This is a genomic window from Sungkyunkwania multivorans (assembly GCF_042675645.1).
In the GTDB taxonomy this organism is placed as follows: Bacteria; Bacteroidota; Bacteroidia; order Flavobacteriales; family Flavobacteriaceae; genus Sungkyunkwania; species Sungkyunkwania multivorans.
In genome coordinates, this window is sequence record NZ_JBHTJH010000017.1 from 178455 (window position 1) to 201962 (window position 23508).

General features: G+C 42.6%; 22 protein-coding genes. 9 read left to right on the top strand and 13 right to left on the bottom strand.

Going from position 1 to position 23508, the window contains the following annotated elements; genetic code table 11:
• Positions 1 to 84: 84 nt before the first annotated feature.
• Complete coding sequence (locus ACFQ1M_RS12340; protein ID WP_386408645.1) at positions 85 to 435, bottom strand: hypothetical protein; 351 nt, start codon at positions 433 to 435, stop codon at positions 85 to 87.
• Between the two features lies 1 nt (position 436).
• Positions 437 to 886 carry a nucleoside deaminase gene (locus tag ACFQ1M_RS12345; RefSeq protein ID WP_386408647.1) on the bottom strand — a complete coding sequence of 150 codons (450 nt, stop codon included), beginning with the start codon at positions 884 to 886 and terminating at the stop codon, positions 437 to 439.
• A gap of 56 nt (positions 887 to 942) precedes the next feature.
• Between ACFQ1M_RS12345 and ACFQ1M_RS12350 the strand changes: the two genes are divergently transcribed.
• The gene (locus ACFQ1M_RS12350; RefSeq protein WP_386408649.1) at positions 943 to 2724 is read left to right on the top strand and encodes a 1-deoxy-D-xylulose-5-phosphate synthase; all 1782 of its coding nucleotides are present in this window, start codon (positions 943 to 945) and stop codon (positions 2722 to 2724) included.
• Positions 2725 to 2760: 36 nt separating this feature from the next.
• Here ACFQ1M_RS12350 and ACFQ1M_RS12355 read toward each other — a convergent pair whose 3' ends face one another.
• The 6 genes from ACFQ1M_RS12355 to ACFQ1M_RS12380 form a co-directional block, all read right to left on the bottom strand.
• Entirely contained in the window at positions 2761 to 7026 is a 4266-nt protein-coding gene (locus ACFQ1M_RS12355; RefSeq protein ID WP_386408650.1) for a GEVED domain-containing protein, read from the bottom strand.
• A 146-nt stretch (positions 7027 to 7172) separates the two neighbouring features.
• Positions 7173 to 8507, bottom strand: a complete 1335-nt coding sequence (locus tag ACFQ1M_RS12360) for a deoxyguanosinetriphosphate triphosphohydrolase (RefSeq protein WP_386408652.1) — start codon at positions 8505 to 8507, stop codon at positions 7173 to 7175.
• A gap of 10 nt (positions 8508 to 8517) precedes the next feature.
• The gene (locus tag ACFQ1M_RS12365) at positions 8518 to 9030 is read right to left on the bottom strand and encodes an RDD family protein (protein ID WP_386408654.1); all 513 of its coding nucleotides are present in this window, start codon (positions 9028 to 9030) and stop codon (positions 8518 to 8520) included.
• A gap of 114 nt (positions 9031 to 9144) precedes the next feature.
• Positions 9145 to 11571 carry a ribonucleoside-diphosphate reductase subunit alpha gene (locus ACFQ1M_RS12370; RefSeq protein WP_386408656.1) on the bottom strand — a complete coding sequence of 809 codons (2427 nt, stop codon included), beginning with the start codon at positions 11569 to 11571 and terminating at the stop codon, positions 9145 to 9147.
• Between the two features lie 141 nt (positions 11572 to 11712).
• Positions 11713 to 12693 carry a ribonucleotide-diphosphate reductase subunit beta gene (locus ACFQ1M_RS12375; RefSeq protein ID WP_386408658.1) on the bottom strand — a complete coding sequence of 327 codons (981 nt, stop codon included), beginning with the start codon at positions 12691 to 12693 and terminating at the stop codon, positions 11713 to 11715.
• A gap of 270 nt (positions 12694 to 12963) precedes the next feature.
• Positions 12964 to 13533, bottom strand: coding sequence for a DUF3109 family protein (locus ACFQ1M_RS12380; protein WP_386408660.1), 570 nt, complete (start codon positions 13531 to 13533; stop codon positions 12964 to 12966).
• A gap of 121 nt (positions 13534 to 13654) precedes the next feature.
• Between ACFQ1M_RS12380 and ACFQ1M_RS12385 the strand changes: the two genes are divergently transcribed.
• The 4 genes from ACFQ1M_RS12385 (at position 13655) to ACFQ1M_RS12400 (ending at position 15781) form a co-directional block, all read left to right on the top strand.
• Positions 13655 to 14236: a MarC family protein gene (locus tag ACFQ1M_RS12385; protein WP_386408661.1), complete on the top strand. Its 582-nt coding sequence runs from the start codon at positions 13655 to 13657 to the stop codon at positions 14234 to 14236.
• 15 nt (positions 14237 to 14251) lie between these two features.
• On the top strand, positions 14252 to 14455 hold the full coding sequence (locus ACFQ1M_RS12390) for a hypothetical protein (RefSeq protein ID WP_386408663.1): 204 nt from the start codon (positions 14252 to 14254) through the stop codon (positions 14453 to 14455).
• A complete protein-coding gene (locus ACFQ1M_RS12395; RefSeq protein ID WP_386408665.1) occupies positions 14455 to 15060 on the top strand; it encodes an FAD-dependent oxidoreductase in 606 nt (201 codons plus the stop codon). The genes ACFQ1M_RS12390 and ACFQ1M_RS12395 overlap by 1 nt, the downstream gene beginning before the upstream one ends.
• Positions 15061 to 15304: 244 nt before the next feature.
• On the top strand, positions 15305 to 15781 hold the full coding sequence (locus ACFQ1M_RS12400; RefSeq protein WP_386408667.1) for a hypothetical protein: 477 nt from the start codon (positions 15305 to 15307) through the stop codon (positions 15779 to 15781).
• A 90-nt stretch (positions 15782 to 15871) separates the two neighbouring features.
• On the opposite strand, the gene ACFQ1M_RS12405 is transcribed toward ACFQ1M_RS12400, so the two are convergent.
• The 4 genes from ACFQ1M_RS12405 to ACFQ1M_RS12420 all read right to left on the bottom strand — a co-directional run bounded on the left by ACFQ1M_RS12405 (position 15872) and on the right by ACFQ1M_RS12420 (position 19499).
• Positions 15872 to 17479 (bottom strand): S41 family peptidase, encoded by a 1608-nt coding sequence (locus ACFQ1M_RS12405; RefSeq protein WP_386408669.1) that lies wholly within the window; start codon positions 17477 to 17479, stop codon positions 15872 to 15874.
• Positions 17480 to 17581: 102 nt separating this feature from the next.
• Complete coding sequence (locus tag ACFQ1M_RS12410; RefSeq protein ID WP_386408671.1) at positions 17582 to 18010, bottom strand: deoxycytidylate deaminase; 429 nt, start codon at positions 18008 to 18010, stop codon at positions 17582 to 17584.
• 127 nt (positions 18011 to 18137) lie between these two features.
• Positions 18138 to 18734 (bottom strand): HupE/UreJ family protein, encoded by a 597-nt coding sequence (locus ACFQ1M_RS12415; RefSeq protein WP_386408673.1) that lies wholly within the window; start codon positions 18732 to 18734, stop codon positions 18138 to 18140.
• Positions 18735 to 18806: 72 nt separating this feature from the next.
• A complete protein-coding gene (locus ACFQ1M_RS12420) occupies positions 18807 to 19499 on the bottom strand; it encodes a TerB family tellurite resistance protein (protein ID WP_386410851.1) in 693 nt (230 codons plus the stop codon).
• A gap of 259 nt (positions 19500 to 19758) precedes the next feature.
• Between ACFQ1M_RS12420 and ACFQ1M_RS12425 the strand changes: the two genes are divergently transcribed.
• The 4 genes from ACFQ1M_RS12425 to ACFQ1M_RS12440 all read left to right on the top strand — a co-directional run bounded on the left by ACFQ1M_RS12425 (position 19759) and on the right by ACFQ1M_RS12440 (position 22171).
• Positions 19759 to 20169 carry a BrxA/BrxB family bacilliredoxin gene (locus tag ACFQ1M_RS12425; protein WP_386408675.1) on the top strand — a complete coding sequence of 137 codons (411 nt, stop codon included), beginning with the start codon at positions 19759 to 19761 and terminating at the stop codon, positions 20167 to 20169.
• A gap of 124 nt (positions 20170 to 20293) precedes the next feature.
• Positions 20294 to 21037 (top strand): lysophospholipid acyltransferase family protein, encoded by a 744-nt coding sequence (locus ACFQ1M_RS12430; RefSeq protein ID WP_386408676.1) that lies wholly within the window; start codon positions 20294 to 20296, stop codon positions 21035 to 21037.
• Between the two features lie 35 nt (positions 21038 to 21072).
• Positions 21073 to 21735 (top strand): HD domain-containing protein, encoded by a 663-nt coding sequence (locus ACFQ1M_RS12435; protein WP_386408678.1) that lies wholly within the window; start codon positions 21073 to 21075, stop codon positions 21733 to 21735.
• Complete coding sequence (locus ACFQ1M_RS12440) at positions 21722 to 22171, top strand: GNAT family N-acetyltransferase (RefSeq protein WP_386408680.1); 450 nt, start codon at positions 21722 to 21724, stop codon at positions 22169 to 22171. Before ACFQ1M_RS12435 ends, ACFQ1M_RS12440 begins: the two co-directional genes overlap by 14 nt.
• 125 nt (positions 22172 to 22296) lie before the next feature.
• Here the strand turns inward: ACFQ1M_RS12440 and ACFQ1M_RS12445 are convergent, their stop codons facing one another.
• Positions 22297 to 23373 (bottom strand): PA0069 family radical SAM protein, encoded by a 1077-nt coding sequence (locus ACFQ1M_RS12445; protein ID WP_386408682.1) that lies wholly within the window; start codon positions 23371 to 23373, stop codon positions 22297 to 22299.
• Positions 23374 to 23508: the final 135 nt, after the last annotated feature.

The window sequence follows — 23508 nt, forward strand, 5'->3', positions numbered from 1 at the left end:
CCTCCTGAAATAGGAGGCGTTTTTGTTTTCTAACTTCAAACTCGTGTAGTTTAAAGAGTATTTGACAAGTAGACTCGAGGTACCCTATTTGGATTTTCTCAAAGAGATATAAAAGTCTTCTGTGGTAAGTTCTAATTTTTCTTGGCCGATCTCTTTGATAGTGAAAACCTTTGTCTCACCTGCTAGCGTCATGGTCAAATTGTGGCCATCAACATACCAATCTCCTTTAGTTTTAGATCCAAACGCACCTTTATGAATAAATGAATAATCTCTTTGGAAATGGTAATAGCCCCACTTTAACGATATGGGCATTTTGGGTGCTTTTGGCAATCTCCCCTGTTCTACAATATCCCATTTCTGGCATAATTTCCCTTCGACATCATTGAAACATGCAAGCATCAAAAAAGATACAAGTACCAATAGATATTTTTTCATCCTAGTTCAAATTCCTTTTTTCTATAAAAAAGCGCTTTAACAATCGCCCACATTCTTCTTCCAACACACCACCTATCATCTCGGTCTTGGGGTGTAATTTGGTTCCCATAACCGTGCAACCGCGTTGATCATCGATTGCTCCATAAACAATTTTAGAAATTTGACTCCAATACAATGCGCCAGCACACATTTGACAAGGTTCTAAGGTAACATACATGGTACAATGATGAAGGTATTTCCCGCCTAGAAAGTTAGCGGCCGAGGTGATCGCTTGCATTTCTGCATGCGCCGTAACATCATTGAGCAATTCTGTGAGATTGTGGGCCCTCGCTATGATACGCTCGTTGATCACGACCACCGCACCCACAGGAATTTCACCTTTTTCAAAGGCCTCCTGCGCCTCCTGTAAGGCTTTTTTCATAAAGTATTCATCTGTGAAAGGCGACTCCATATATGACGCGATTGGTTTTCTGTAAAAATACAATTTCAAGATGTACCTTTGTACGTATGTCAAAAAATTTGCTCGATACAATTAAGCGCCCTCACGACCTTCGACAACTTCCAAAGGAAAAGTTGCCGGCACTGGCAACGGAACTGCGCAATTTCATTATTGATGTGGTATCCGTAAAAGAGGGGCATTTGGGAGCAAGCCTTGGAGTTGTCGAACTTACCATTGCGCTTCATTATGTTTTTGACACTCCCAGTGACCTACTGGTTTGGGACGTTGGCCATCAAGCTTATGGCCATAAAATACTAACGGGCCGAAAGGATACCTTTCACACCAACCGTCAACTAAATGGCCTCAGTGGTTTTCCAAAAAGGGATGAAAGCGAATATGACACATTTGGTGTTGGGCATAGCAGCACCGCCATTTCTGCAGCGTTGGGAATGGCCATTGCCTCTCAATTAAAGGGAGAGCTCCAAAAACAACATATTGCTGTCGTCGGCGATGCCTCGATCGCCAGCGGAATGGCCTTTGAAGGGCTTAATCATGCCGGCGTTACCGACGCCAATCTCCTTGTTGTCCTTAATGATAATGCAATAGGCATTGACCCCAGCGTCGGCGCCTTAAAACAGTATCTCACCAAAGCGACCATCGGCCAAAAACCAAAACAGGACAACATTATCGAAGCATTGAATTTTGATTATTCGGGCCCTATCGATGGACACGACCTATTTGCTGTCATTAAAGCATTAAGACGCCTTAAGGAGATGAAAGGGCCAAGACTTCTTCATATTATCACTACAAAGGGAAAAGGTCTTAAAAAGGCTGAAGAGGATCAAGTACGCTATCATGCACCTGGCAAATTTGACAAGATCACCGGGGATCTTCAAGCTAAAAATACGGAACATCTTCCACCAAAATTCCAAGATGTCTTTGGCCATACCATTGTCGAATTGGCCACGACCAATGATAAAATTGTCGGCATTACACCCGCGATGCCAACAGGTAGTTCCTTGAAGTTTATGATGGAATCTATTCCCGATCGTGCTTTCGATGTCGGCATTGCAGAGCAACACGCAGTAACGCTGGCGGCCGGAATGGCAACGCAAGGATTGATTCCTTTCTGTAATATTTATTCTACGTTTCTACAACGTGCTTATGACCAAGTGATCCACGATGTGGCATTGCAAGACCTTCCAGTGATCTTCTGCTTGGACAGAGCAGGACTTGTTGGACAAGATGGAGCGACACATCACGGTGTTTTTGATCTTGCGTATTTAAGATGTATTCCCAATATCATTATTTTCGCTCCAAGGAATGAGGTCGAGCTCAGAGATATCATGTATACCGCTCAACTTGGACTGGACCATCCGATCGCTATTCGTTATCCAAGAGGAAGAGGAGTCACTTTAGACTGGCGGCAACCGTTTACCAAAATTGAGATCGGGACAGGTGTGCAGTTGAAAAAAGGTGATGATCTGGCGATCTTAAGCGTTGGGGCAATCGCCAAGAATGTGGAAAAAGCCATTGCGTCGTTGGAAGACCCGTCCAGCATCGCACATTATGATATGCGTTTTATAAAACCGTTGGACGAATCACTTTTGCATCATATATTTTCGAACTATAAAAGAATTATTACGATTGAAGACGGGGCCGTAAAAGGTGGTTTTGGGAGTGCCATTCTAGAATATGCATTGACGAATGACTGCCAGCTTCCGATTGAAATGCTAGGAATTCCTGATAACTTTATTGAACATGGTACCATTGAAGAATTGCAAGCCATAGCTGGCATTTCTCCTGAGGCCATCGCAAAGACGATCAAAAAACAAAAAACCTTGGCCTGATGACCAAGGTTCTTCTAGATCTCACTTTTCAGTGTATTAAAATTGCTGTCCTTTTCCTATGTTGGGTCTCAAGACATTATTGATGTCCGTAAGTTGCACCTGTCCGTTCATATCCAGGTCTGAGTTGCTATAACCTGCCGTTCCCAGTTGTGGACGTATGCTAGAAACGTCGGTATTCTGTATCTGCCCATTGATATCTTGGTCTCCCGCGAACATGGCAAAAGATCCGTTTCCAAGGTCGGCAACCGCATTTGACCCTCCTATTACAGCTGCGGTCCCAGCAGATAGATCGATCAGATTCGCTGTTTTGGACAAGGCGTGAGTATTTGTGCTGGATATATTCAAATGTGTTCTGTGTGAGATGACCAGATAGTAATTTCCGGCAGGCTGTGTAAAGTTCAGTATAGAAGTTCCGTCGGTGGCGACGATATCACCATCTCTTTGGATCAAAGCCGAAACACCATCAACGAGTATTTCTCTATCAGTGGCACTTCTTAATTCAACCCAGACCCAATCCACGATCGCATCATTCCCCGTTACACTAAACACGGAGGAATTGCAGGTTGCCCCATCTGCATAGGGAGAAGTGGTCGGAATCAAACCATTTGCGCGCAATGTATCTGTCATATTATTATCTACCGAAGAGATCATCGCGCCTTGTAGAAAGGCCTTTGTTTGCAGTGAAATGGTCTCTGGTAAAATATTGATGGTATAGTCTTCCGTCTCACCATAGTTGTTGTTATGGTCTGCAGTACAAGGACCTCCTACATTCTCATTGTATTGCTCTGTGACTCTCATACGTGTAGCACCCGTCACTGCATTTGTTGGAATCGTAATATCCACGGAACGTGTTACATTTCCATTCGCGTCTGCATAGAATCCGATATCCGTTCGCTCATCTGGGGTAAATTGATAGTCTCTATTCCAATCGAACCAAACGGTGGCATATTCATTATAATTCGCAAAAACAGTCACTGTCAAGGTATACACATCACCTTTATTCACGTCAGTGGACAAGTTGGTAAAATCTGTATATCCGACGCCGTTGGTAGTTCCCGTTCCTTGATTGTTGATCGTTCCAAACGTTACGCCATCGATATACTCATCTGTATCCACGGCCTGTGAGAAGGTAGATGCACAATATGAAGGTGTTTCGGTAGTAAAACTAAAGGCTGAGGATACAGTACCGATGCCACAGCTATTATTTGGTGTCACACGCCAGTAATAGGTGGTGTCAGCCTGAAGTGCAGCAACGGTCGTGTAACTATTTATTGTATTGCTTCCAGTTTCAACAATGGTATCAAAGGTCGGGTCGGAGGCGATCTCTACATCATAGCTCTCTGCATTAGCATCTGCCACCCATGATACCGTTGGTGCAATAAAGACATTTGTGGCGCCATCTGCTGGTGCGCTTAGGGTCAATGCGCCAAAGTTTGAATCCAAAACCTGAAGGTTTACGTTCAGATTCTTGGTAATTGAAGAGGCCGTGCCTGTAATTTGAATAGGATATGCACCTGCTGTTGTTCCATCTAAATTTGAAACGACCGCTGTAATATTTTGTGTAGTGCTCGTTGAGCTTGGAGTGAAATTGATGGTCGCTCCTGCCGGTAATCCTGTAGCACTAAAGGTTGTGGTTTCACTAAATCCATTCAAAACGGTATAGGTAAACTCGAAGGTCGCTGTAGTGCCCGAGGTATTGCAAGCCGCTTGATCCCCTGCCACATCTGTTAGGGTGAAATCTGGAGATGTATTTTGAAGGAATTGACCTGTAAACATCCCTCTACCAAAAGTGGTCGCGAGCACGGCGTTATCCGAAGCTCTGAGGTCGAGATCCATCACTTTCACATCGCTCATCCCGTTGTATGATTGTACCCAGTTAGGGCTGGCGGAATCAAAATTGGAAGTCGCCCAGACACCTAATTCTGTTCCGATGATCACTTCATTGCTATGGAAAGGATTTTGTAGAATGGCCTTTACTGGCATATCTGGTAGGTCGCCCTCTTTACTAGACCAAGTGGTTCCTCCATTGGAAGTATACCAAACATTGGTTACTCCATAATTATGGAAGGTTACAAAAATTTCGTTTTCGTTCGTTCCAAATTCGATGTCAGAAATACTTCCAAGAAAGCTACCACCAGTGATATTGGTCCAATTGGGAGTGCCCTCGGCATTGGTGAGTCTTAGAAGCTTTCCATTGGAAGTCCCTACCAAAAGTGTAGAACTTGCTGTTGTATATGGCGATACTTCAAAAGCCGTTGGTGCCGCATCTAAGAGGGCGTTTGTCAATTGCGCTTTGGTCGCTGAGTTATTTCCTAAGGTATATCTATTAATTCTGTAGGTAGTCTCGAAAGTACCATTGGCGTACATAATATTCAGATTATGATCCAATCCAGCCTGATTGATAAAATCACCTTCACTTTGATTATTCTGAATCGTATACCCAGCACCCGTATATGGAAGCCTTCTATAATAATGTACGTTATAGACATACGAGGTGATCATATAATTGCCGTCCTTATCAATGGTGCTGTAGGCACCATCTCCACCTGTTACTTCGAGACTGCTATTGATCCCAGCCGAGGCTCCGTTGATAAACTGCGATCCATTGTCCTGTGCTCCCGCCAAAAGATACTCTGTACTAGCGCTTGGTCCAATACCACCATAATAGAATTGCGTGGTTATATATCCTGTATTTCTGTCGCCAATGACATTGGCATTTTCTGCTGTCGAAAGACTGGAAGCATAATATACCCCTCCATCATTGCCAAAGATCGCCTGATTGCTATTCCCAGGTCTGAAAGCCATGGCATGCTGATCAGCGTGTACTAGTGAACAGTTTAATCCCGCCAAATTGTTATTGTTAGACCACTTTGATATCTGTTCCCATTCGTTGGTAAGATTTGTATTAGGTCCTTGCGTTGATCGGAAAAGATCGATTCCACCAACATAGATGATGTTATCGTTGTTAGGGTCCGCTTCAATGACCAGGTCATAAAATGCCTGACCTCTAGTAAAATCGTCTGCTGGAATACCATTATCTGCATCGTTAGGAAGTGCGAGCTCGGTAGGAGCCGTTGCAAACCCGTCGAGTGTTGCGTATATGTGCACTGGGGAGGCATTTCCTTGTACCAAAGCATAAAGCTTGTTAGGGCTTGTTGTTGACGGCTCGATCTCCACGCGATTTGCATCTGTTAAGGGCGAGGCGGCTGCTTCGGTCCAAATTGCACCATTTGTTGAGCTGTAAACTCGTCCTCCAGAATAGCCAGCAGTCCCAATAGTTCCGCCGATACCTGGAGTTCTGATTGTCCCCATCCAAAGCTTGTTGTCCGAACCGATCTCTAGATCATTGGGAATATAGTAGTAGCTGGCGCCGCTAAAGGTAAATTCCATATTGGGCGATTCGATACGTGACCAGTTGGTGCCGCCATTGGTCGTTCTATACAACCCGGCACTTTGTAGCCCCAACCAATCTGTTGGACTTGCAGCATCTCCATATACGTGTGCTCCGACTCCGATGAAAACTTCTGTAGACGTGCCGTTATCCCAAGCGATAATATCATTGATATAAAAAATGCCCGCCAAGAATGAGTTACTTGCACTAAAGTCAAAGGAGCCTGGCCCAGCCAGTTGTACGGGCACGTTGCTCCAAGTGGTTCCACCATCGGTCGTTTTGTAAACGCCGTTGCCCACGGCAGCTCCAAAAGTGTATTGCTCTCCTGTACCAAGATACCAGGTATTAGAATCTCTTGGGTCGACGGTAATGCAGGAAACGTTCAGATTTCCGGGAACTCCTGCCACCTGTGTCCATCCGCCATCGTTTGTAATATCGTTATCTACCCAAAGGCCTCCACTCACTCCTGCAGCAAAGACTCTTCTATTGGTTGCATCATTAGGGTCAAAAAGCAAAGCTCTAGTTCGACCTCCTACATTGTTCGGACCTCTATTCTCCCATTGATTATCTACTGCATCTCCTGGCATTCTGCCCAGTGACCTATTCTCTTGTAGTTGCCTTTGTAACTCGAGTACTTTATTGGGCTCTGGCTTCCCTGTGGCAGGATTCATGGTCAATTCCCATTCTCTCTCATAAAATTTATTAGGAGGGAGACCTGCTGCCTTTCGTTCTTTCTTTGATAGCTTTTTAGTTTCTTTAAAAGGGCTATTCTCTAAAAAGTTATGGTGTTTTGTTCTTAGAGCGATGATGTCGGAATCCGAGTCAGCGTTGTTGTTATATTGCAGTACAGAAAGGATAGCTGTTGTAGCCAAGGTTGCTAGGAGGCCATAGCCTAGTAATCGTTTTTTCATAAATAGGTTATGTTAGGGGTACTAAAATTCCATGCCGAAGCTAGCTTTTAGTTAAAGAATAGCAAAAAAAATGTTGTAGACTGATCGATTTCATAGGTCAACCACTTAAAATTTTGAGAAATCATCAAAATATTGAAAGGGTACCGTTACACGCCCTTGATTTTTTGATGAAGATCCAAGGCCTTCCCATCTGAGAGACTCGCAACAAAGCAGGCCACTTGCAATAGCTGTTGATAGCATGAGGTGGTTGCAATAAATCTTGAAGGAAGCAGCGTAAGGATCAACTTGTCATAATTGGTCTGAACATTTTGGACGCTGTTGGTCACCGCGGTGCAAAATGTGTCCAATAGATCGCTTATAATTCGATAGCCTTTGATCTCCTTCTCGATCACTTCGGAAGAACGGTACACTTTTTCGACACTTAGCTTAATAATGTCTTCTATCTGCGCCTTATAGTTGCTTTTATCTAGCAAAGCACGGTCAAAGGTTCCTTCTAGAATGGCCTCCTCATTTTTTAGGAAAACATCGGCCGCATCCCATATGAGTGTGCTGATCGATAAGGCCCTGAGATAACTCAATCGGTCTTCTGTTGTCTGTAAGGCATTATACTTATCGGTATTGATAGTATTCTTCACCAGTTTTATCAGATATTCCAAGGCAAAGTCCTCTTCGATAAGTCCAAGGTTGATACCATCCTCAAAGTCGATGATGGTATAGCAAATATCATCGGCCGCTTCTACCAAAAATGTCAGTGGGTGTCGGGAGAAGCTGATATCTTTTCCTTTTCTGGTTTGAAGCAAGCCAAGCTCGATGGCCACCTCTTCAAAAAAATCTTTATCCGATTGGAAGAAGCCAAATTTCTTATCAGCAATATGTTTGGTAGGTTTCTTTGGAAGTGATTCCTTGGGATATTTCATAAAAGTTCCCAAAGTGGCATAGCTGAGTCGTAGAGAGCCCTCCACTCCTTTTCTCGTTTCGGTAAGTATTTTGAAACCATTGGCGTTGCCTTCAAAATCACACAGATCTTGATACTCCTTTTCGGTCAACTGCGATTTGAATTGCTTTCCATTCCCCGTTTTAAAGTATTCGCCAATGGCACGCTCACCGCTATGTCCAAATGGTGGGTTGCCAATATCATGCGCCAATGCGGCTGTGGCCACGATAGCACCAAAATCATTGAACTGATATCCGTGAACTTCCTTTAAATGTGGATGTTTCTCCAAGAGGCGTTTTCCCACCATCCTGCCAAGACTTCGGCCTACGACTGAAACTTCCAAACTATGGGTAAGTCTGGTATGCACAAAATCGGTCTTGGACATCGGGATCACCTGTGTCTTGTCTTGCAGGCTTCGGAAGGCCTGTGAGAAGATGATACGGTCGTAATCAACCTCAAAGCCTAGCCGGGTCTCATCCTGCTCCTTACGCAAGCGTTTGTGCGTATCGCCGTATCTCTTTAAAGAAAGTAATTGTTCCCAGTTCATTTGACTATTCTTATTCTTCTGGCTTTCCGATCTGATCAAGCTCGTTGTAAGCATTATTTTTTGCTTCTAATTTTTCAACATCTACCACATAAGTGTCTGACCATTGATCGTGCCATCCTCTTCCTAGCTCTCCAAAAAATGAGAATTGCTCAAATGGAACCATTCTAGAAAGCGAACGTTTCAAGGTATGACCTATGGTCGGTTTATTACCATTGATGTCGACGGTTACGGTTTTGGTGAGATACTTCCCTATAGTTCTTCCACCCAAAAGACTTTCAGCTATAAAATAATACGTTCCATATATCAAAAGCGTGATCAGTCTATCGACCAATGGGTTTGCATTTTCGAGTGCCATTAGTTGTTCTTCAACATCATCTCCGCCCATCGAGACGTATATCATTCCATAGATAAGGGCACCTCCTATAAAAACTATATAAAAGATTATGAGGTCTGTAAAATAATTTGCAAATCGTTTTCCTTTAGAAGCGTAAAGGTCTTCTGTAACTGTAAATGTTTTATTCATGCGGGTGATATCTATTCGTCCAAATATAATAAATGTAAGTCGTGGTAAACATCAATAAAGGGAAGCTTCTAATTACAGAAGACTTCCCTTTTAGGCTATGGTAACTAAATTTGGCTATGAACCGCACATCAGGCAATCGTCATCTTCACTCTCTTGACTTTTTGCGAGCATTTCCTTTAACTCCTGTGGCGTTAAAGGCTCTACTGCTACTGGCGTTGGTTTTTCTCCCGCCGCCAAGGCCGAGGCTTCGATCTCCACTGGTGCAGCTTTCTTCTTATTATCTAAGGTAAATTTGATCGCATCTACCGCAGACTTCGTTCTCAGGTAGTACATTCCTGTCTTCAGTCCGGATTTCCATGCATAGAAATGCATAGAGGTCAACTTGGCAAAGTTGGCACCTTCCATAAACAAGTTCAATGATTGCGACTGATCGATAAAGTATCCTCTATGGCGAGACATATCGATGATATCCTTCATGCTCAACTCCCAAACGGTCTTGTACAATTCCTTGATGTCCTGTGGTATGGCATCGATATGCTGGATAGACCCATTGGCGCGCATCAATTCTTGTTTCAATTCCTCGTTCCAAAGACCGAGGTTCACTAGATCTTCAAGTAGATGTTTGTTTACTACGATAAACTCTCCAGACAATACACGACGCGTGTAGATATTGGAAGTATACGGTTCAAAACATTCGTTGTTCCCTAAGATCTGAGAGGTAGAAGCAGTTGGCATTGGTGCAACCAACAGCGAATTTCTAACACCGTGTTTCTTCACTTCTTTTCGGAGTTTTCCCCAATCCCAGCGTCCACTCAACTCTTCGTCTTTGATATTCCACAGGTTATGCTGGAATTGCCCTTCGGAAATCGGCGATCCCTTGAAAGTGGAATAAGGGCCATCAACTTTCGCTTCCTCCATGGATGCCGTAACAGCGGCAAAGTACAAGGTCTCGAAGATATCCTGATTCAGTTTCTGAGCTTCTTCGCTCGTAAACGGCATACGCAGCTTGATAAAGGTATCAGCCAATCCTTGCACCCCTAGTCCTACCGGACGATGACGCATGTTAGAATTCTCGGCCTCTTTTACCGGATAGTAGTTGCGATCGATGACGCGGTTCAAGTTTTTTGTGACGCGTTTTGTGACCTTGAACAACTCTTCATGGTCAAAACCACCATCTTTTACGAACATCGGCAAGGCAATAGATGCCAAATTACAGACCGCTACCTCATCTGGCGAAGTATATTCTAAGATCTCCGTACACAGATTAGAAGAACGGATAGTTCCAAGATTTTTCTGGTTGCTCTTGCGGTTGGCCGCATCTTTGTATAGCATGTATGGAGTACCTGTCTCGATCTGCGACTCTAGTATTTTCTCCCAAAGCTCTCTTGCCTTGATCGTTTTGCGCCCCTTACCTTCGGCTTCATACTTGGTGTATAACTTTTCAAACTCTTCCCCATAGGTATCATAGAGTCCTGGACATTCGTTTGGACACATCAACGTCCATTGTCCGTCTTCCTGAACGCGCTCCATGAACAAGTCGGAGATCCACATTGCATAGAACAGGTCGCGCGCACGCATTTCCTCTTTTCCATGGTTCTTCTTTAGATCTAAGAAATCGAAGATATCGGCATGCCATGTTTCTACATAAATGGCGAACGAACCTTTACGTTTTCCTCCTCCCTGGTCTACATACCGAGCGGTATCGTTGAATACTCTTAGCATGGGAACGATTCCGTTAGAAGTCCCATTGGTACCAGCGATATACGATCCTGTAGCGCGGATGTTATGAATAGAAAGCCCAATACCTCCTGCGGATTGGGAGATCTTGGCTGTCTGCTTTAAGGTATCATAGATCCCATCGATGCTATCATCTTTCATGGTCAATAAGAAACATGATGACATCTGCGGCTTTGGCGTTCCCGAATTGAACAGAGTTGGCGTTGCATGCGTGAAATAGCGCTTGGACATCAACTCGTAGGTCTCGATGGCCGCATCTAGATCGTTCAAATGGATCCCTACCGAAACACGCATCAACATATGTTGTGGACGCTCGGCGATCTTGCCATTCAACTTCAAAAGATAGGAACGCTCCAATGTTTTGAAGCCGAAGTAGTCATACCCAAAGTCACGATTGTATATAATGGCAGAGTCTAGTTTTTCCTTATTCTCTTGAATGACCTCATACACCTCGTCAGACAATAAAGGTGCTTTCTTTCCTGTGCGCGGATTCACATATTTATAAAGGTCGGTCATCACCTCAGAAAAAGACTTCTTTGTATTCTTGTGAAGGTTGGATACCGAAATTCTTGCTGCCAACTTTGCATAGTCGGGATGCGTGGTGGTCATGGTCGCTGCGATCTCTGCTGCCAGGTTGTCCAGTTCGGAGGTGGTAACTCCGTCGTATAAGCCCTCGATAACTCGCATCGCCACCTTTACGGGGTCCACGAGGTCATTGAGCTCATAGCAAAGTTTTTTTACTCGCGCCGTGATCTTGTCGAACATCACGGGCTCTTTTCTGCCGTCTCTTTTTAATACATACATGCGCTACAGTGATTAGTTTGTTTTGTAATGTTATGATAAAATGTCCCTAGGTATCTTCTTTGTATCAAAGAAAAAACCGCTATGAATTTTTTTAATGACAGCCTTGGTGGCTGTTTGGTTGGTTACCGGTCAAATGGCATTTTAGAAATCAGCATCAAAGCTGATCTTTTGTGCTTCGTTGTCTTTGTTGAGCACACCGGCCTTCTGATATTCAGAAACCCGTTTCTCAAAGAAATTGGTCTTTCCTTGAAGTGAGATCATATCCATAAAATCGAAAGGATTGGTAGAGTTGTATTCTTTTTCACAACCTAACTCTACCAAAAGACGGTCGGTCACGAACTCCAAGTATTGAGTCATTAGAGTTGAATTCATCCCAATCAAACTTGCAGGCAATGATTCGGTGATGAACTCTCTTTCGATATTTAAGGCATCTACCAAAATAGCGCGGATACGCTCTTTAGGCACTTTATTTACCAAATGTTTGTTGTGTAGATGCACAGCAAAGTCACAGTGGACTCCTTCGTCTCTAGAAATTAATTCATTGGAGAAGGTCAATCCTGGCATCAAACCTCTTTTCTTTAGCCAAAAGATCGAACAGAATGCTCCCGAAAAGAAAATTCCTTCTACCGCAGCAAAGGCGATCAACCGTTCCGCGAAACTCGGCGACTCGATCCATTTCAATGCCCAGTCGGCCTTCTTCTTGATCGCGGGAAAGTTTTCTATCGCTTTGAATAGGGTGTCTTTTTCCTTGTCATCCTTCACATAGGTGTCGATCAATAATGAATAGGTCTCACTATGGATATTTTCCATCATGATCTGAAAGCCGTAAAAGAATTTTGCTTCGGAGTATTGAACCTCATTTACAAAGTTCTCTGCCAGATTTTCATTTACGATACCATCTGAAGCGGCAAAGAATGCCAAGATGTGTTTTATAAAGTAGCGCTCGTCGTCATTAAGCTTGTTATTCCAGTCGGTGAGATCTTGATGAAGGTCGATCTCTTCAGCGGTCCAAAAACTTGCCTCCGATTTTTTATACCATTCCCAAATATCGTGATGCTGGATTGGAAAGATTACGAATCTGTCTTTATTTTCTTGCAAAATTGGTTCGACTGCGGCTGACATTTTTGTGCGATTTTTTTGAAATTAATGAAAAATACGTTGAGGTTATTTGGGACTAACAAAGATTCAAAATTGTAAGGGATTTTGAAAGTCATACTTATTCACAAACAGCTTGACTTTTTAACAAGATCTCGGTTTTTTCCTACAATTATGGTTTTTGGCTAAAATTCAGAAACTCAGTGTTAATAGGGCTTAAGCAAGGGCGGCATCTTGTCAACAGCGATAAACACTAGGATTCTGCGAAACCGAGAACAATAAGCTTCAAAATAAGAATCAACCTTTATGCTCTTCGGCGATCTTTTCCAATTCGGAATACCAATCCTCGCCGAATTTTCGTATCAAAGCTTCCTTCACAAATTTATATACCGGGACCTGCAATTCTTTTCCTAAAGTACAGGCATCATCACAGATCTGCCACTTGTGGTAGTTGACCGCGGCAAATTGTGAATATTGTTGGATTCTTACGGGATATAGGTGACAAGAGATGGGCTTTTTCCAAGGAACCTCGCCTGCATTATAGGCCTCTTCGATACCGCATTTAGCAATCCCTTTATCGTCAAAGGTCACATAGGCACATTCCTCTCCTTCTACCAAGGTCGTTTCCCAATCCCCATCATGTCCCTTCACAAAAACACCATCTTTTTCTATGGCCTGAATCCCTTCCTTCCTTAAAAAAGGTTTCACCTTGGGGTATATCTCTTTAAGGATGGCAGTCTCCTCTTCTTCCAAAGGTGCACCTGCGGCCCCTTCTACACAGCATGCACCTTTGCAAGCACTGAGATTGCAGACAAATTCCTTGTCGATGATATCTTCCGAAACGATGGTCTTACCTAATTGAAACATGCCGCAAAGGTAACTCTATTGCATAAATTGACCTCATTGAAAACGCACATGAATTCGATGCTTTTTTTTTCGGAAGCCAAAACTTTAATTGTCTAATTTTGCAATCACAAAATACCGCCCTATGGAACTGAACTTTAAAGAGATCGCTACAGCAACCATGGTCCTTTTTGCTGTGATCGACATTATCGGAAGTATTCCGATCATCATATCGCTTAGAGAAAAATCTGGCCATATAAGCAGTGGACGTGCCTCGGTCATCGCGGCCATCGTAATGATCGTCTTTCTATTTATAGGTGCGAGCATCCTAAAACTTATCGGAATCAACGTTAATGAGTTTGCAGTGGCAGGAGCATTTATCTTATTTTTTATCGCAATAGAAATGATTCTTGGGGTTACGCTTTTCAAAGAAAAGAAAGGCCTTAAAAAGACCGCGACAGTATTTCCCATCGCGTTTCCGATGATTGCGGGTCCAGGGTCACTCACAACTCTACTATCGCTAAAAGCAGAATATAGTACTGCCAATATCATCGTTGCCATTGTGGTGAATGTATTGATCGTATTTATCGTATTGAAGACATCCTCGAGATTGCAGCGCTTTTTAGGGGCCAACGGAATAGCCATTATAGAGAAGGTCTTTGGAGTTATTCTTTTGGCCATTGCCGTAAAACTCTTTACCTCCAATATTCAAGAGCTATTCATTTAAAAGTAAAGACATATTATGAAAATATTCACGTATATATTGATCATCTTCGGACTGGCTCTGATCGCTTTTAATGCTACAAAAATCGATTTTGAGGCGCCGCTTGAAGGTGAGAGTTTGGTCGCAGTCATCAGCATCGTTGCCGCTTTGTGCGGAATCTTGTTACTGCTGATCTTGAATACATCTAAGAAAATTCAGCAAAAGATCAAAGGCCGAAAGTAATGTATGATGCATTGATCATAGGAGGTGGCGCCGCAGGAATGCAATGCGCATTGGTGCTGGGTTCGGCTAAAGAGAAGGAATATGCCAAAGACAAGAAGGTCGGAATTGTAATGCATCAAAAGGCCTCACATTTGTCTTCAGCACTTTTTAATAATGTCTTAGGCCTGCGGCCTGGTACAACAGGACCTGAGGTCCTTGAGCAAGGAAGACGGCAACTGGCCGAGCGCTATCCACAGGTAGAACAGATCGAAAAGGAAAAAGTGATAGCGGTTACTGGTGAAGTTGGCAACTTTACCGTTCGGACCAATAAAAGCGACCACAAGGCTAAACTGATCGTCATAGCTTTGGGCTATACCAATTTATTCAACATCAAAGGCTTGGAGCAATATGTGGCGGCACATCCACGGGCGGCGATCGCTAAAGACCGCATTTGGTTAAAGAATGAGGATCATGTAGTTGCCAAAGGTATCTTTGTTGCTGGGACCCTTGCTGGTTGGCGCAGCCAATTTGCCATTGCTGCAGGAAGCGGAGCACAGGTGGCAACCGACATCCTTACATTATGGAATGATGGGAAACATGCCAAGGTACATGATAAAATATCCTAGGTTAAGTTACTGATGTTGTCATGGCTGATGCGCTTACAAATGCATCGTCTCTTCTACTTCCTTTAAATGAATCGAAGATGATTTTATCGGCCACACTTGAAAACCGCTTACCATTGTTATACAAAAGCGCTAAAAAATAGCTGCCGATTTATAAATGAAGACACCTAAGTGTTTGATTTACTGTTTTATATACTTACATTAGATCGATTTAAAAACTAATTTCAATCTAATAAAAACCGCTATTATGAAAACTTTACAAACAATCTTCATTACTCTCATGACGGTACTTTGCTTTAGCTGTTCAAACACTAAAGATGATCTCACCAGAATTTCTCAAGATGGTGCATTGACCTTAGAGCGTCTGTTCGTTAATTTGGATAATACTGAATTGAAGAATAGTGACCATGTCTTCTATCTAAGTTTCAAGTGGAATAACGATGAAAATCTTCTCAACAATGTAAGTATTGAACAGAAAGAGCCGGACTTTTTTGTAATTCCCGACAAATCATTTTCAGAAAGACTTTCGGATAATAGATGGATTGTTACCTGCTACGGTTCTGACGGAAATGAGCTTTGGTCCGAAGAATGCAATGGGAAGTTTAGCTGCGGAAGCTTAATAGGTGATTGCCTGAACGACAACGACGATGATAATTGCGCGGAAATTTGTGAGGCAAGGGCGATCTATTTACCGCAGATAAAAACTTTTTATATACTTCAATAAATTATTTATCATATTCATGTGTAAAAAACGCTATTCAGAGTCGACTCTATGTGTTGACTCTTTTTTTATTGAAATCCTTCCAAAATAGTGTTAATCCACCATTTCCTGCTCGAGTAGAGCTTTTTCCTTACTCAACTCAATAACCTTTTCTACCATGCGATCCCCCTTGTTAAGGATACGTTCATAGGCATTAGTGCCATACAATTGCTGTGCTATGATAGCTTTGATAAACTGCTTTATCTTAATACGATAAGCACCAAAGGCGATATTGATATTTTGGCGTTGCGCCAACAATTTGAACTCCTCGAAGTTCGATTCTTCGATATCTACCATATTCACAAATTCGTCCTCTGTAAGGCCATCATATCGCTTGCGATCCCGATCCAAATAGTCAAAGACAAAGTTGTTTAAGAAAGCCGATCGCAATAAGAACTCCAGTCCTTCTTCCTCGAGTGTATTTCTAGCGGGCACAAAGACATCTGGTATAATTCCACCACCACCATAGACGATCTTCCCTTTTGGCGTGGTAAATTTCAAGGAGTCCGCAACTTTGATGCTATCGGCACTTTTCATCTCTCCGTTGTGATAGCGACTGTAGATCTCCTTATAATAATCCTTGTTTCCATTTTCATAGGGCCGCTGAATGGAGCGTCCCGTTGGGGTGTAATATCTAGAAATGGTCAATCGTACGGACGAGCCATCACCCAAGGCCATCTCTCGCTGCACCAATCCTTTACCAAAACTTCTTCTTCCTACGATGGTTCCTTTATCGTTATCCTGCAGTGCCCCGGCGATGATCTCGCTGGCAGAGGCAGAACGCTCATTGATGATCACATATACGTGACCATCTTCAAAATCTCCTCTTTCCGTGGCATAGGTCTTATCGATCTTTCCTTTTTTGTTCTTAGTGAATAAGATCAACTTTTCATCTTCCAAAAATTCATCAGCGATCTCCTCTGCAATTCCGAGATAACCGCCCGGATTGTCCCTTAGGTCCAATGCCAATTGGTCTGCCCCTTGTGCTATAAGGTTGTCAAGTGCCTTTTTAAATTCCTTGAAGGTAGTTTCGGCAAAACGATCGATCTTTATGTATCCGAGATTATCCGTAAGCATATAGGCGGCGTCCACACTTTTGATCGGCACGCTAGCGCGATTGATATTGAAATTAAGCAAGGAAGCTTCTCCTTTTCTATACACCTTTAAACTCACCGGAGTGTTGGCAGCACCCTTAAGTCTTTTAATGATACGTTCGTTGCTGAGGCCTTTCCCGTACAAGGTGTCATTGTCAGCTATAAGTACGCGATCCCCAGGTTTGATACCAGCTTTGAGACTCGGGCCGCCCTCCAGAGCGCTGATCACCGCGATAGAATCATTGCGCATATAGAAGCTAATTCCGACGCCTACGAAATCTCCCTGCATGTTTTCGGCCACTCGTTGTGCATCTTCGGGTGGTATATAAACGGAATGTGGGTCCAATTTATCCAAGATGTCATTTACGGTAACATCTACAATACTATCTGTATCCACCTCGTCCACATATTCATATTCGATGTAGTCGATGAGCCTGTTTAGCTTGTCCTTTTTAGAGTTTGAAGAAAAGATAGGTTCGGGAGAGTCCGTGAAGTTAAGCTTTCCTCCAACGAGTATACCGACCGCCGCCGCTGCACCAATGATCAATGGAAGGTATTTCTTTTTCATTAGATTAATTTCTTTCTTTTTCGATAATCACCCTTAACCAGCACAGACAAACGGTGTTCTTTTTATTAGTGAACATCGCAAGGAAAATGTTACAGCACGATGCTAATCAAGTAGAGAAATATGTTTTAATTCAACGCCAGCTTTTTTCAAAAATTGCAAGCCAGAATCATCTTTATAGGCTTCCAAATAGACCACACGCTGTATTCCTGCCTGATGAACCAGTTTACTGCATTCCTTGCAAGGCGACAAGGTGATATATAAAGTGGCTCCATTACAGGATTGCGTAGAGGATGCTACCTTCAGAATGGCATTGGCCTCCGCATGAAGAACATACCATTTGGTATACCCCTCCTCATCCTCACAAAAATTTTCAAAGCCCGTTGGCGTTCCGTTATAACCGTCTGAGATAATCATACGGTCCTTAACGATGATCGCTCCGACTTTTTTTCGTTCACAATATGACAATTTGCCCCATTCGCGGGCCATGCGCAAGTACGCCTTGTCGTACTTCTCTTGTTTCTTTTCAGACATAAAAGGTGTTTCTGAATAATCGTCAAAAAAAGCAACGTGATCCGTTGCCCTTACTGTATGATACGAATATAACAGCTTTATAGTTGACGAACAACCTGCTAGGAGTTAATTTTTAGTGAAAATCCCGCTAATAAGGATAGTTCTCGATCAACATTGGGATGATCACTCCGACAACGATGGATGACACCACGATCACCCAATCGCGTTTGTTCAAACGACAGAAGGTTTGAAAGACCCAAGCAAAAATAAGAGTGATGCCGGCAAAAAGCAGCTGCGCCACTTCTACTCCGATAGAGATCTCAAAGGCCTTTAAGAATTTGTTGTCATCGTCAATAAAATCCACTTTCAACTCGTTGTAATATGCCAAGCCATGAATGACTCCAAAGAAAAGAGTACTAAAGAACACAATGCCTAATTTTTTGTTCTTGTCTTCCCTTCCTGCAGAAAAAATATTGAATCCTGCTACGACCAAAATGGTCAAAGGAATCAGAAATTCGATCAATTCAAAACTACCGTTGACCACATTATAGACTCCCAACAATAATGATATGAAATGCCCTAGTGTAAAAGTGGACACCAATACGAGTACCCGTTTCCAATCCCTAAGAAGAAAGGGCACACAAAGTACAACCACAAACAAAATATGATCCAAAGCTCCGAGGCTATATACATGGAAAAAGCCAAGCTTAAAGTTGTGGAATAGATCGTTTAGGAAATTACTCATCAGAAAGATTTTTTATAGTGTTTCAAACTTAACGTTTTTTTATGTTGATACCTTATTGTGACGGCCGACCGATCAAAACCCGCGCTCCTTTTGAAGCTGTTCATAGGCCTCCTGAACCTTCCTGAACTTCTCTTCAGCGCCTTTTTTGTGGGCCTCTCCCAAATGCTGTACCTTATCGGGATGATATTTCTTGGCCATCGTTCGATAGGCCTTCTTAATTTCAGAATCTGTCGCCGTCTTATCTATCTCGAGAATTCTGTAAGCTGTATCTGCATCTTTGAAGAACATGGCCTTCAAGCTTTCAAAATCGCGATGTCCAATCTGCATGTAACCTGCGATCTCTCGTATTCTGTTGACTTCTGCAGTTGAAACAGCTCCATCTGCTTGAGCGATGCCAAACAAGAAATGAACGATCTGCAAGCGTACCTCATAACTCGCTCTGGATCGGAATAACATCCCGATTCGAGGTGCTGAAACTTCTCTGCTCTTCACTACATCATTGAAGGTTCTGAAGACGGCATTGGCTCGTTCTTTTCCATAGGCTGACACAAAATACTGACGCACATAATCCAGCTCGCGCTGACTGACGTTGCCGTCTGCTTTGATCACCAAAGATGCCAGTGACAAGAGGTTGAGCTCAAAATCTGCCAAGGTAACCCTTGAACGTCCACCTGAACGTGTGGTCTGTTGAAAAATTGGGGTGCCTCCGCTAAACAAACGTCTCAGCAAATAGATGATTGCGAAGACAAAAAGCCATTTTAACATTCGTAATGATGTGTTTACAATCTGTGCCAAAGATACTATGTTTTGATCGGTTAGTTGAATGGAGCACCCTTACGTAACAATTTTTGACATTGATTTAACACATCATCTTTCCTTAATAATTTTTGCTGATCGTGTGATAACTAACTCGTATGTTCCCGACTCGTTATCGAGGTGAAGATTTTCGTTATCTTTGTGAAAATAATTTATTTGAAATCAAAAAGATTTTCGACTATTCGGAAATGACTAAAAGAATAATTTTATGTACCCAGCAGAATTAGTAAAACCCATGCGCGAACATTTAACTGCCGTTGGTTTTGAAGAATTACATACCTCAACCGAGGTGGAGAACGCCATAAAAAAAGAAGGCACTACGCTAGTCGTTGTGAACTCTGTATGCGGATGCGCCGCCGCCAATGCCAGACCGGGAGCCATCCAATCCTTAGACAATACCAAGAAACCAGATAATATTGTGACGGTATTTGCGGGTGTCGACAAAGAAGCTGTAGATACCGCTCGTGGTTATATGGTACCATTTCCGCCATCATCTCCCAGCATGGCCTTGTTCAAAGACGGAGAATTGGTACATATGTTAGAGCGTCATCATATTGAAGGACGACCTGCAGAACTGATCGCAGATAATCTGAGAGAAGCCTATAACGAATTTTGTTAGCCTCACTCCTGCCTACCGGCAGGCAGGCCAACCCGTCTCCAACTGGAGAGGGAAGTAACATTTCTGTTAAGATTTTGATTTGAAAACCACGTTAAGCGTGGTTTTTCTTTTTTACTTTTGAAGTATGAGAAAACTACTCGCTTATCCTTTGACCATCCTTTATTTTATCGTCTTCGGAATCACCTTATTGATCTTTCATCCAATACAATGGTTCTGCTTGCGGGTTTTTGGGTATCAGGCGCATAAAAAAAGTGTAGATATTCTCAATTGGTTCTTGATGCGTTGCCTAAACATCTTGGGCACTCGATTCACCTTTAATAATCCGCATCAAATTCCCACAGACAGCCCGTGTATCATTGTCTCCAACCATCAGAGCATGTATGATATCCCTCCCATCATTTGGTATATGCGTAAACATCACGGAAAGTTTATCAGCAAAAAAGAATTAGGCAGTGGTATTCCAAGTATTTCTTTCAACTTGAAATATGGCGGCGGCGCATTGATCGATCGCAAGAACCCTGAACAGGCGATCAGCGCTATTAGAAAATTGGGTAAATATGCCGAGGAAAATACCAGATCGGTGGTCATTTTTCCAGAAGGTACCAGAAGTAGGGACGGCCATCCTAAAAAATTTAAGACTGCCGGACTGAAAGTATTGATCGAGGAGATGCCGAGTGCATTGATCGTGCCTATTTCCATAAATAATTCATGGAAAACCTTACAATATGGTAAATTTCCAATGGGCATTGGCGCACATATCAAATACCAGGTACATGAACCATTTGCTGTGAAAGATCTTACGGTCGGTGAGGTTCTGCAAAAGGTAGAAAGTGATATTGTTGGCGGGATAGTAAAAACACCCCTCTAAATCTCCCCTCGAGAGGAGACTCTAAAATTTTAAGCGTGACAACGAACGAAGAACATATTATCGAAAACACCATCGCGTTTGTAAAACAAACCCTTAAAGATGCTGAAGGAGGCCACGACTGGTTTCATATAGAACGTGTATACAAGAACGCCTTGCTGATCTCTAAAAGTGAAGATGTGGATGATTTTGTGGTGGCTTTAGGCGCACTGCTTCACGATATCGCCGATAGCAAGTTCAATGATGGGGATGAGACCTTAGGCCCTGCTGTTGCAAGATCTTTTCTCATCAAGCAAAATGTAGATTCGGCCGATATTTTACATGTGGAAAACATCATCAAACATATCTCCTTCAAAAATTCATTGCAAGGGGAAACTTCCTTTTCTTCTTCTGAATTAGCAGTGGTGCAAGACGCAGACCGCCTCGATGCGATCGGGGCCATTGGCATTGCCCGTTGCTTTAACTATGGTGGCTTTAAGAATAGGGCCTTGTACGACCCTGAGATCGCTCCTAATCTCAACATGAGCAAAGAAGAATATAAAAAAAGTGATGCCCCAACGATCAATCATTTTTATGAGAAATTGCTTTTGTTGAAAGATATGATGAACACCAAAACTGGAAAACGTTTGGCCGAAAAACGCCACCAGTTCATGCAACACTATTTATCGCAATTTTACGATGAATGGAATGGAAAAATATGATTATCAAATTCATTTAGATTTCCCAAAGGATAGATGTCTAGCTGAAATACTGCCGCTCTATTCACACATTTTCGATGTTTCTGATGATAAAAGATTCATTGAAAGGCTTCGAGACAAGTCTCGCCTTCTTTCGGTGCTTGCGTATCATAAAGATCAACTTATCGGTTTCAAAATAGGATATGAATTAGATAGGACCACTTTTTACAGTTGGGTCGGAGGGATAGAAAAAAACTTCCGAAGAAAAGGAATTGCCAGAAAACTAGCCATAATTCAGCATGAGGCAATAAAAGATCTAGGCTATACTCGTGTTCGAACCAAATCGAAGAACGAATTCAAACCCATGATGATCTTTAATCTAAAAAACGGTTTTGACATCATAGGTACAGAAATCGGTCGTAAAGGGGAAACCAAGATCATTTTTGAGAAAATGCTTTGAGCTTCTTTTGAAGATGCTTCTTCTCTACCTCGTTGTTGGTAAGTGTGATCGCTCTTTCAAGCAATTGGGCGGCTTTAGCCTTTAGACCCAATACCAATCCAAGTGATAACCATTGCTTGTCAACGCTAGAATAATTTCATCTGACCACCTTTATATACTTCATGCAGCGATGTATTGAGCGAGGTTCGCCCTTTATCTGAGAAAAACTTTTTCTGGGCTAAAGCCATCAGTTGATGGATCTGTTCAGCAATCTTCCCTTCCCCTCTATTTCTTAGTCCAAACCGACTATCATTTAAACTTCCTCCATGGCATGCTGCTATCTGATTGAGCACCTTCTCTGCTCTATCGGGCATCGTAGCTTTTATCCATTCTGAAAATATCTTCCCAATGGACCCGTTCAATCTCACTACAGTAAAGGCACAAGAGCTAGCACCGCGTTCCGAGACAGCCTTCGCCAAAGAAAGAATTTCATGGCTATTAATGCCAGGAATAATGGGCGCGAGCATGGCATTCACTGGTATTCCATTTTCTGAAAGCATTTTTACCGTCTGAAGCCGTCTTTTGATCGTTGCCGTCCTAGGCTCCAATATTCTTCTGGTCTTTTCTGAAAGGGAAGTGATCGAGATATTTACCGCAATTAAATTATCCTTTCCCAACGCTCTTAAAATGTCTAAATCTCTTTGTATCAACGCATTCTTTGTGATGATCCCTACGGGATGTTTATACTTTAGAAAAACCTCCAAACATTTACGGGTGATCTCAAACTTTTTCTCAGCGGGTTGATAGCAATCGGTATTTCCTGACATTACGATGGTCTGCGCCTTCCAACTTTTATGCTTCAACTTGGCTTCTAGCAGTTTTGGGGCGTCTTTCTTTACCAAGATCCTTCGTTCAAAATCGAGTCCTGGGCCATATCCCCAATATTCATGAGAATTCCTTGCATAACAGTAGATGCAACCGTGCTCACAGCCTTGATATGGATTCATGGAATACATCATCCCAACATCTGGACTGGTTACTTTGTTCACAATGGTCTTAGGAAAGACATCGATATACAATGTCTTGTTCTTATCTGCTTGCTCTCCTTCCTTTAGACAATACTCCAAAAAATCGTCTAGCACCTCATGCTGGTGTTCAAAAAATCGATTGTGCACCTTGCTCTGAGCTCCCCTTCCTTTCAAAAAATCTTTATCGTTATTCATATGGAATAAAGGTATTTTCTATAAAAAAGAATCCTGAATTTTTAGCGTTAAAGCGATTGAAACTATGGAAAGTAATGAGAACACTTGTACGAATTGATTAAGTGAAAATAATTTTAGACCTTTAAGGAACTACCA

Bases quoted from the DNA above. Each gene is read 5' to 3' on its own strand.
- ACFQ1M_RS12425 (WP_386408675.1), top strand. From the start codon at position 19,759: ATGTACCCAGCAGAATTAGTAAAACCCATGCGCGAACATTTAACTGCC.
- ACFQ1M_RS12405 (WP_386408669.1), bottom strand. From the start codon at position 17,479: ATGAAAAAGAAATACCTTCCATTGATCATTGGTGCAGCGGCGGCGGTC.
- ACFQ1M_RS12415 (WP_386408673.1), bottom strand. From the start codon at position 18,734: ATGAGTAATTTCCTAAACGATCTATTCCACAACTTTAAGCTTGGCTTT.
- ACFQ1M_RS12375 (WP_386408658.1), bottom strand. From the start codon at position 12,693: ATGTCAGCCGCAGTCGAACCAATTTTGCAAGAAAATAAAGACAGATTC.
- ACFQ1M_RS12420 (WP_386410851.1), bottom strand. From the start codon at position 19,499: ATGTTAAAATGGCTTTTTGTCTTCGCAATCATCTATTTGCTGAGACGT.
- ACFQ1M_RS12410 (WP_386408671.1), bottom strand. From the start codon at position 18,010: ATGTCTGAAAAGAAACAAGAGAAGTACGACAAGGCGTACTTGCGCATG.
- ACFQ1M_RS12445 (WP_386408682.1), bottom strand. From the start codon at position 23,373: ATGAATAACGATAAAGATTTTTTGAAAGGAAGGGGAGCTCAGAGCAAG.
- ACFQ1M_RS12400 (WP_386408667.1), top strand. From the start codon at position 15,305: ATGAAAACTTTACAAACAATCTTCATTACTCTCATGACGGTACTTTGC.
- ACFQ1M_RS12380 (WP_386408660.1), bottom strand. From the start codon at position 13,533: ATGTTTCAATTAGGTAAGACCATCGTTTCGGAAGATATCATCGACAAG.
- ACFQ1M_RS12350 (WP_386408649.1), top strand. From the start codon at position 943: ATGTCAAAAAATTTGCTCGATACAATTAAGCGCCCTCACGACCTTCGA.
- ACFQ1M_RS12365 (WP_386408654.1), bottom strand. From the start codon at position 9,030: ATGAATAAAACATTTACAGTTACAGAAGACCTTTACGCTTCTAAAGGA.
- ACFQ1M_RS12345 (WP_386408647.1), bottom strand. From the start codon at position 886: ATGGAGTCGCCTTTCACAGATGAATACTTTATGAAAAAAGCCTTACAG.
- ACFQ1M_RS12390 (WP_386408663.1), top strand. From the start codon at position 14,252: ATGAAAATATTCACGTATATATTGATCATCTTCGGACTGGCTCTGATC.
- ACFQ1M_RS12355 (WP_386408650.1), bottom strand. From the start codon at position 7,026: ATGAAAAAACGATTACTAGGCTATGGCCTCCTAGCAACCTTGGCTACA.
- ACFQ1M_RS12360 (WP_386408652.1), bottom strand. From the start codon at position 8,507: ATGAACTGGGAACAATTACTTTCTTTAAAGAGATACGGCGATACGCAC.
- ACFQ1M_RS12370 (WP_386408656.1), bottom strand. From the start codon at position 11,571: ATGTATGTATTAAAAAGAGACGGCAGAAAAGAGCCCGTGATGTTCGAC.
- ACFQ1M_RS12395 (WP_386408665.1), top strand. From the start codon at position 14,455: ATGTATGATGCATTGATCATAGGAGGTGGCGCCGCAGGAATGCAATGC.
- ACFQ1M_RS12430 (WP_386408676.1), top strand. From the start codon at position 20,294: ATGAGAAAACTACTCGCTTATCCTTTGACCATCCTTTATTTTATCGTC.
- ACFQ1M_RS12440 (WP_386408680.1), top strand. From the start codon at position 21,722: ATGGAAAAATATGATTATCAAATTCATTTAGATTTCCCAAAGGATAGA.
- ACFQ1M_RS12340 (WP_386408645.1), bottom strand. From the start codon at position 435: ATGAAAAAATATCTATTGGTACTTGTATCTTTTTTGATGCTTGCATGT.
- ACFQ1M_RS12385 (WP_386408661.1), top strand. From the start codon at position 13,655: ATGGAACTGAACTTTAAAGAGATCGCTACAGCAACCATGGTCCTTTTT.